Source organism: Streptomyces sp. cg36, assembly GCF_041080675.1.
In the GTDB taxonomy this organism is placed as follows: domain Bacteria; phylum Actinomycetota; class Actinomycetes; order Streptomycetales; family Streptomycetaceae; genus Streptomyces.
The window spans coordinates 7206700-7215713 of the sequence record NZ_CP163520.1; the positions used below are offsets into that span (position 1 = coordinate 7206700).

1 protein-coding gene (running past one end of the window) is annotated in these 9014 nt (G+C 74.5%); it reads left to right on the plus strand.

Annotated elements, in window-relative coordinates; all coding sequences use genetic code 11:
* Window positions 1–8988, plus strand: partial view of an amino acid adenylation domain-containing protein gene (locus tag AB5J87_RS31995; protein ID WP_369381800.1) — the final stretch only. It extends 12924 nt beyond the left edge of the window; only the last 8988 of its 21912 coding nucleotides appear in the window; its start codon lies off the left edge, out of view; the stop codon is at window positions 8986–8988.
* Window positions 8989–9014: the final 26 nt, after the last annotated feature.

The window sequence follows — 9014 nt, forward strand, 5'->3', positions numbered from 1 at the left end:
CTCGCGGACCTCGGCGTCGGCCCCGGCAGCATGGTCGCCGTCCATCTGGAACGCTCGCCCGAACTGCTGACAGCCCTGCTCGCCACGGCGAAGGCCGGCGGCGCCTACATCCCGCTCGACCCCGACTACCCCCAGGACCGGCTCGCCCACATCCTGCGCGACGCCCGCCCCCAGGTGGTCCTCACCCACAGCACGCTCCAGGCCCGGCTGCCCGAGCTCGCCCAGGTGCCCAGCACGGTCCTGATGGACCGGCCGTGGCCCGGCGGTGCTCCGCCGCGCGCCCGCGCCACCGCCGACGACCTCGCGTACGTCATCTACACCTCGGGCAGCACCGGCGACCCCAAGGGGGTGATGGTGCCGCACGGCGCGCTCACCAACTTCCTCTGCTCGATGGCCGACCGGCCCGGTCTGCGCGCCGCGGACCGGCTGCTCGCGGTGACCACCCACAGCTTCGACATCGCCGCCCTGGAGCTCTACCTTCCGCTCGTCGTCGGCGCGTGCGTGCACCTCTGCGACGCCGACACCGCGCGCGACCCGGGCCGCCTCAAGGAACTGCTCGGCGCGGTGCGCCCCACCGTCATGCAGGCCACCCCGTCCACCTGGACGATGCTGCTGCACGCGGGGTGGACCAACGCGGAGGGCGTCCGCGTGCTGTGCGGCGGCGAGGCGCTGCCCGAGACCCTGCGCGAGCGCCTGACCGCGCTCGGCTGCGAGGCGTGGAACCTGTTCGGGCCGACCGAGACGACGATCTGGTCCACGGCCGGACGGATCGAGGCGGACGGCCGCATCACCATCGGCACGCCCATCGACAACACCCAGGTCTACATCCTGGACGGCGCCGGCCGCCCCGCGCCCGCCGGCGTCCCCGGTGAGCTGTGCATCGCGGGTGCCGGGCTGGCCAAGGGCTATCTGAACAAGCCGGAGCTGACGGCCGAGCGCTTCCCCGAGAACCCGTTCACCCCCGGCACCCGGCTCTACCGCACCGGCGACCTGGCCCGTTGGCTCAGCGACGGCCGGATCGAGTGCCTGGGCCGCATCGACTCCCAGGTGAAGATCCGCGGCTTCCGCGTCGAGCTGGGCGAGATCGAGCACGTCCTGTCCGCCCACCCGGGCGTGCGCGAGTGCGTGGTGGTGGCCCGTACGCACGCGGACAACAGGCAGCTGGTGGCGTACTACGTCCCGGCGGCGGACCCGGTGGCGACCGGGGAGCTGACCGGGCACCTGGCCCGGAAGGTCCCGGCGTACATGGTCCCGTCGTTCGTCCTGCCCGTCGAGACGCTGCCGCGCACCCCCAACGGCAAGATCGACCGCAAGAACCTGGAGGAGCGTCCCGTGGTGCTCGACCGCACCCGTACGCCCCGGCCCGCCGAGGCGCCGGAGACCGGCGCCCCGCTGCCGGACGAGGCCGATGTGCTCGCCCTGTGGCGCGAGGTGCTCGGCGTCGACGGCCTCGCCGCGACCGACGCGTTCCTGGACGCGGGCGGCAGCTCGGTCCTGGCGGCCGTGCTCGCCGACCGGGCCGCCAAGCGGTACGGAGTGGCGTTCACGGCGGCCGAGACCTTCAAGTGCGTCAACGCGCGCGGAATGAGCGCCCACCTGCGGGCGGGCGCCGCCCCCGCCCGGCCGCAGGCACCGGCCGAGCGGCCCGTACCGGCCGCCGCGGACCTCACCGGAAGCGTCGCCGTCATCGGCATCTCCTGCCGGCTGCCCGGCGCCGAGGACCACCACGCCTTCTGGCGCAACCTGCTGGCGGGCGAGGAGAGCGTCGAGCTCTGCTCCGCCGACGAACTGCGCGAGCTGGGCGTCGACGAGCAGCTGATCGGCCACCCCGACTACGTTCCGGTCCGCGCGAGCATGCGCGGCAAGGGCCTGTTCGACGCCGACTTCTTCCACGTCTCCCCGCGTGACGCCGAACTGATGGACCCTCAGCTGCGGCTGCTGCTCCAGCACTCCTGGAAGGCCGTCGAGGACGCCGGTCGGCTGCCCGGCGACATCACCGACAGCGCGGTCTACGTGTCGACCAGCAACGCCCTGTACCAGGCGCCGCTGGCGTCCGCGAACGCCCGGCGCGACTCCGAGTCGCTGGTGAGCTTCCTCCAGGCCCAGCCCGGCACCATCCCCACCACCGTCTCGCACAAGCTGGGCCTGACCGGCCCGAGCCTGTACGTCCACAGCAACTGCTCCTCCTCGCTGGCCGGTCTGACCCTGGCCGTGCAGGCCATCCAGTCCGGCCAGACCCGCCACGCGCTGGTCGGCGGCGCCGGAATGTACGCCGAGAACACCGTCGGCCACCTCTTCGAAGAGGGCATGACGCTCTCCTCCGACGGCCACTGCAAGCCGTTCGACGCCGAGGCCAGCGGAATGATCGGCGGCGAGGGCGTCGTCGTGGTCCTGCTCAAGGACGCCGAGTCCGCCGTCCGCGACGGCGACCACGTCTACGCGCTGCTGCGCGGCGCCGGGATGAACAACGACGGCGACCGCAAGGCCGGTTACCACGCGCCCAGCGTCTCCGGCCAGGCCGAGCTGGTCTCCACGGTCCTGGACCGCGCCGGAGTGCACCCCGAGACCATCGGCTATCTGGAGGCGCACGGCACCGGCACCCGGCTGGGCGACCCCATCGAGGTCATGGCCGTCTCGGAGGCGTACCGCCGCCACACCGACCGCACCGGCTTCTGCGGCATCGGCTCGGTGAAGTCCAACCTCGGCCACCTGGACGCGGCGGCCGGGCTCGCCGGGCTCGTCAAGACCGCCCTGGTCGTCGGCGAACGCCGGATCCCGCCCACCGTCAACCACCGCGTCCCCAACCCGCAGATCGACTTCGCCGGATCACCGTTCTACGTGGTGGACCGGCTCGTCGAGCACGCACCCTCGGCCGAGCCGATGCGCGCGGCCGTGAGCTCGTTCGGCATCGGCGGCACCAACGTCCACGCCGTCCTGGAGGAGCCGCCCGCGCGGGGCGCCGAGGACGCGGTCCTCGCCGGTCCGCACCTGGTGCCGCTGTCGGCGCGCGCCCCGCGGAACCTGCGCCGGTACGCCGACGACCTCGCCCACCGGCTCACCGAACTGGAGGAGACCGGCCGCAGCGCCCGCCGGCTCGCGGATGTCGCCTTCACCCTCCAGGTGGGCCGCACCCAGCAGCCCGAGCGGGTGGCGTTCGTCGTGCGTGACGTGCCCGAACTCATCGGCGCCCTGCGCGAGTTCGCCGCGGGCGCGGACCGGCGCGTGTTCGGCGACGGCGGCGACGCCCTGGCCCGCACCGCCGAGCAGTGGGTGCGGGGCGGTGAGGTGGAGTGGCCGCGCGCCGGCGGGGCGCATCCCGCCCGCCGGATCAGCCTGCCCACGTACCCGTTCACCGAGGAGTACTTCTGGCTGCGCGGCGAGGAGGCCGCCGGTTCCGCAGGTGCTGCGGCAGTGCGGGCCGAGACCCCGCACCCGCGTCGTGACGACCCGTCGGACCTGGAGTTCTTCGAGGAGCGCTGGGTGGCGACCGCCGCCCAGCCCGTCCCCGACGCCCCCGCGTCCGAGGCGCGGGTCGTGCTGTGCTTCCTCGACGGGTCGGCGGAGCGGGCCGCGTACGAGCGGTCCCTGCGCGAGCGCGCGCCCGGCGCCGAGGTGGTCTTCGTCGGCGCCGGGACCCCGTACCCGGTGGACCGCGACGACGAGCGCGGCTGGAAGCGCGCGCTCGGTGCGGTCGCCGCCGAGTACGGGCGCCTCGACGCGATCCACTACCTGTGGCCGACCGGACACCCCGGGGCCGGGCCGGACGGACAGCCGCCGCTGCTGCGCGAGCTGCGCGACGTCGCGCTCCTGATCCGGGCCGTGGCCGCCGCCCGTCTGGAGGTGCCGCACCTGCTGGTCGCCGGGCACTTCCGCGACGCCGTGGAACGGGCGGCCCTCGACGCCCTGATCGGGTACGAGCGCTCGCTCACCCAGGTGCTGCCCGGCACCGCCCTGCGGGTGGTCCTGCACGAGGGACCGATCGGTGCCGCCCAGTGGGCCGCCCTGCTCCGCGTCGAGCAGGGCCAGGACGACCGGGCGAGCGCGCTGTACCGGGCGGACGGCGTGCGCCACACCTGCCGGGTCGAGCGTGTCGAGGACCCGGCCCGCCCCGCCCGCAGCGTGCTGCGCCAGGGCGGCAGCTATCTGCTGACCGGTGCCTTCGGCGGCCTCGGACGCCGTCTGGCCGAGTACCTGGCCCGTGAGTACCGCGCCCACCTGATCCTGCTCGGCCGTTCGGAGATCGGCGCGGCCGACGAGGCATGGGCCGACACCCTGCGGCGCACCGGCGGCCGGGTCGTCTGCCGCCGCGCCGATGTCAGCGACCCGCACGCGCTGGCCGCACTCCGCTCGGAGCTGCCCGAGGAGCTGCGCGCCCTCGACGGCGTCCTCCACCTCGCGGGCGCGGCCGAGCCGGTCGCCCTGCCCGACAAGAGCGTCGCCTCCATCGACGCCGTCCTCGGCGCGAAGGCGCACGGCACGCTCGCCCTGGAACGCGTACTCGGATCCCAACACCTCGACTTTGTCTGCCACTTCTCCTCCGTCGCCGCCGTCCTCGGTGACTTCGGCAGCGGCGACTACGCGGTGGCCAACCGCTTCCAGGCGGCCTACGCGCGCGCCCTCGGCGAGCGCCCGCCGCACGGACACCGCACGCTCGCCGTCCAGTGGCCGCTGTGGCGGGAAGGCGGCATGGGCGCGTCCGCGCAGCGCGCCGCCGACCCCCGGTTCATGGACGCGCATCTGCGTGCCGCCGGCCGACCGGCGCTGGAGACGGCGGCGGGCCTCGACGCGTTCGAGCGCCTGCTGGCGGCCGGCCCCGCCGCACCGATGGTGCTGCGGGCCGCCACGGCCACCCCCGGGGCCCCGGCCCGACCGGCCGCGCGGCCCGAGCCCGCCGCGCCCGCGAAGGCGCCCAAGACCGGTGAACTCGCGTACGCGGTGCGGGAAGTGGTCCAGCACGTGCTCAAGGCGGAGGCGCACCGGATCGACGACCGCAGCAACTTCGTCGACCTCGGCTTCGACTCCATCCGCCTCACCCAGCTCGCCCACCGGCTCTCCGACCGCGTCGGCGTCCGGCTGCTGCCGACCGTCCTCTACGACCACCCGTCGATCGAACGGCTGGTGGAACACCTGGCGGGGGAGGACGTACGGATGGCCGACGCCGCCGGTGCGGCTGAGACGGGCGTGCCCGTAACGGTGTCCGAGCCCGCCGTGCCCGCCGAATCCGCTGTGGTGGCCGAACCCGCCGCTGCCGTCGAGCGCCTCGCCGTGGCCGAACCCGCCGTCGGGGACGAGCCCGTCGCGATCATCGGCATGAGCGGGATCTTCCCCGGCTGCCGCTCGGTCGCCGAGTTCTGGGACGCGCTCGCCGAGGGCAAGGACATGGTCCGCGAGCTCCCGCCCGTCCGGTTCGGCGAGCCGACGGCCGTCGAGCCGGACGGCGAGCGCTACCGGTGGATGGGCAGCGTCGACTGGGCGGACGAGTTCGACGCCGCCTTCTTCGAGATCGCCCCCAAGGAGGCCCGGACGATCGACCCGCGCCAGCGCCACCTCCTCCAGGAGTCCTGGCGGGCGCTGGAGGACGCGGCGCTCGGCGCCGAGGAGCTCAAGGGCAGGCGCGTCGGCGTCTTCGTCGGCGTGGAACAGGGCGACTACCAGTTCCTGGTGCAGGACGGCGGCAACGTCACCTCCAACCACGACGGCGTACTGGCCGCCCGGCTCTCCTACTTCCTCGACCTCAAGGGCCCGGTCCTCGCCGTCAACACCTCCTGCTCCTCGGGCCTGGTGGCCCTGCACCAGGCGTGTCTGAGCCTGCGGCAGGGGGAGTGCGACATCGCGGTGGTGGCCGCCGCCAACTTCGTGCTCACCCCGCGGTCCCTGGAGGCGATGAGCCGGGCGGGCATGCTGTCGGAGACCGGCCGGTGCCGCACCTTCGACCAGCGCGCCGACGGGATGGTGCCCGGCGAGGCCGTCACCGCCCTGGTGCTGCGTCCGCTCGCCGCGGCCGAGGCCAACGGCGACCCGGTGCACAGCGTCATCGCCGCGAGCGGCCTCAACTACGACGGCCGCACCAACGGCATCACCGCGCCCGCCGGAGAGTCCCAGCGCGAGCTGTTGTCCTCGGTGTACGAGCGCGGCGGCATCGACCCGAGCGACCTCGGCCACATCGTCACCCACGGCACCGGCACCAAGCTCGGCGACCCGGTCGAGGTCAACGCCCTGCGCACCGCCTTCCGTACGGACGCGGGCGTCACCGGGCGCGGCTTCTGCGCGCTGACCTCCACCAAGACCAACTTCGGCCACACCTTCGCGGCGTCCGGCCTGGTCGGTCTGATGAGCCTGTCCGAGTCGGTGCGCCGGGGCGTCATCCCGGCGAGCCTGCACTGCGAGCGGGACAACGAGTACATCGACTGGAACGACAGCCCCTTCTACGTCAACAGGACGACGAAGGCATGGACGACCCCGACGGGCGCGCCCAGGACGGGCGCGGTGAGCGCCTTCGGCATGAGCGGGACCAACGCGCACGTCGTGGTGCGCGAGTACGTGCCCGCCGCCGGGGCGTCCGCCGCCCCGTCCGGCGCGGCGGGCTGGCTGCTGCCGCTCTCCGCCAAGACCGAAGCGGCGCTCGCCCAGCTCGTGGACCAGCTGCTCGACCGCATCGCGGACGGCTGGCTCAGCGACGCCGACCTGCCCGCCCTGGCCCGTACCCTCGGCGCGGGCCGCCACCACTTCCGGCACCGCTGCGCCGTCGTGGCCGGCACCCTCGACGAGGCGGCCGTGCTCTGGCGCGGCTGGCGCGACGGCTCCGCCGGGACGGGATGCTTCGCCGGGACGGTCGCGCGCGGCTTCTCGGCGCGGTCGGCGGACGGCGCGGACACCGACGAGATGACCGCGCCGGGCGCCGACCTGGACACCGCCGGGCGCCGCCGGGCCCTGTTCGCCCTCGCCGAGCGCTATGTGCGCGGCCATGACCTCCCGTCCACGTCTGCGGACGCGGAGTCGGGGGGTCGGCGTCCGGCCCGTCTGCGGCTGCCCACGTACCCGTTCGCACGGAACCGTTACTGGGTGCGGGCGCAGACGCAGGTGGCGCCGGAGGAGTCGGCCGCGACGGAGAAGTCGGCGGCGGGAGGGAAGCCGGCGGCGGAGGTACGGCCCGCCGGCCGCGCCCCGGCCGCGCCCGTCGCCCGCGCCGCCGCCCCGGCACCCGCCGAATCCGCCGCCCCCGTGAAGCCCGTCGTGCTGGCCGACCCGGCCGCCTTCCCGCACCGGCTCGCGGAGCCCGCCCCCGCGCGGGGGCGGACCCGGGAGCGGACCGTGGCGCTCACCCCGCTGCCCGCGCCCGCGCGTCCCGTCACGCGCGAGCACGACATCCTGGAGGACCTGAAGTCGGCGGCCAACCTCGACTTCGGCGGCATGGTGGCGACCCTCAACCGGACCGGTGTGATGGTCGAGCACCTCATTCCGTACTCCTCGGAGTTCGCCGAGTACGCGGGGGAGTGCGGCGGCGAAGTCCTCGACCTCGGCTGCGCCTACGGCATCGCCAGCATCGCGGCGCTGGAGCGCGGCGCCCGCGTGGTCGCGCTCGACATGGAGAAGAAGCACCTCGAAATCCTGGAGCAGCGCGTCAACGACGACGCCCGCACCCGTCTGACGCTCCGTCAAGGCGTGTTGCCCGAGGTCGACTTCGAGGACGGGCGGTTCACCGCCGTGCACGCCAGCCGGGTCATGCACTTCCTGACGCCCGAGGGCGTCGGGGTGACCCTGCGCAAGATGTTCCGCTGGCTGGAGCCGGGCGGAAAGGTCTTCCTGAGCACCGACTCGCCGTACTTCGGCTACTGGGCGTCCAAGGCCGCCGACTACGAGGCGCGCAGGCTGGCGGGCGACCCCTGGCCCGGCTACATCGCGGACGTGGCGGCCCACTTCGAGGCGGCCCACGTCGTCGGCGGACCGAGCCTGATCAACGCCCTCGACCCCGAGGTCTTCCGACGGGAGTGCGAGGCGGCCGGGTTCGTCGTCGAGCGGGCCGGGTACTTCGGCGCTGTCGGCGTCGACCGGGGCTCGTACGGGGCGCCCGGCCCCGACATGGAGCACGTCGGCATCATCGCGCGCAAGCCGGAGGCGGCGGGCGCGGCCGGGAGCGGGGACACGGCCGGCGCCGGGATCCGGCGGCGGGGTGCGGCCCCGGCGCCCGCCGCTGCCGCCGGGCCGCGCGACGAGACCGGCCGCGTCGGCGACGTCCAGTACCGGGTGCGCGGCACCGGCACCACCGCCCTGGTCCTCATCCACGGCCTGGGCTGCGACATGACGTACTGGGAGCGGCAGGCCGAGTACTTCGCGGACCGCTACACCGTCGTCACCCCCGACCTCGCGGGCCACGGCGGCTCCGGGCGCGAGCGGCGGCACTGGACCGTCGAGGCGTACGCGCGGGACGTGGCCGACGTCGTCGCCCGGGTCGGCGCCGAGGACGTGGTCCTCGTCGGCCACTCCCTCGGCGGGCCGGTCATGCTGGCGGCCGAACCGCTGCTCGGGGGCCGGGTGCGGGGCATGGTCGGCGTGGACACGCTGCACACCTTCGACCCGCAGCCGCTCAGCGCCAGGCAGCTGGACCGGTTCGTGCGGAGCTTCGCGGACGCGCCCGTACGGGCCGAGGAGCTCTTCCTGGACACGGGCGGCGCGGACCTGGTCGCGCTGGTCGAGCGCACCCGCGCACAGGTCGGCGAGGCGATCGTCTCGGCGTCCTTCCGCGAGATGCTGAGGTACCTCCAGCGGCTGCCCAAGCGGTTCGGGGCGCCCGTGACGCTGGTGAACTCCACGTCGTGGATGCCCACGGACACCGCCTCGGCCGCCAAGTACGGCGTGGACGTCGAGTTCGTCGACGGCGTCGGCCACTTCGTGATGCTGGAGGCGCCCGAGGTGCTGAACGCGTCGCTGGAACGGCTGGTCAAGGGGTTCCTGGACGGTCCCGTGGTGAGCGAGGTCACTGAGCGATGAACCCAGGAACACGTACTAAGATCCCG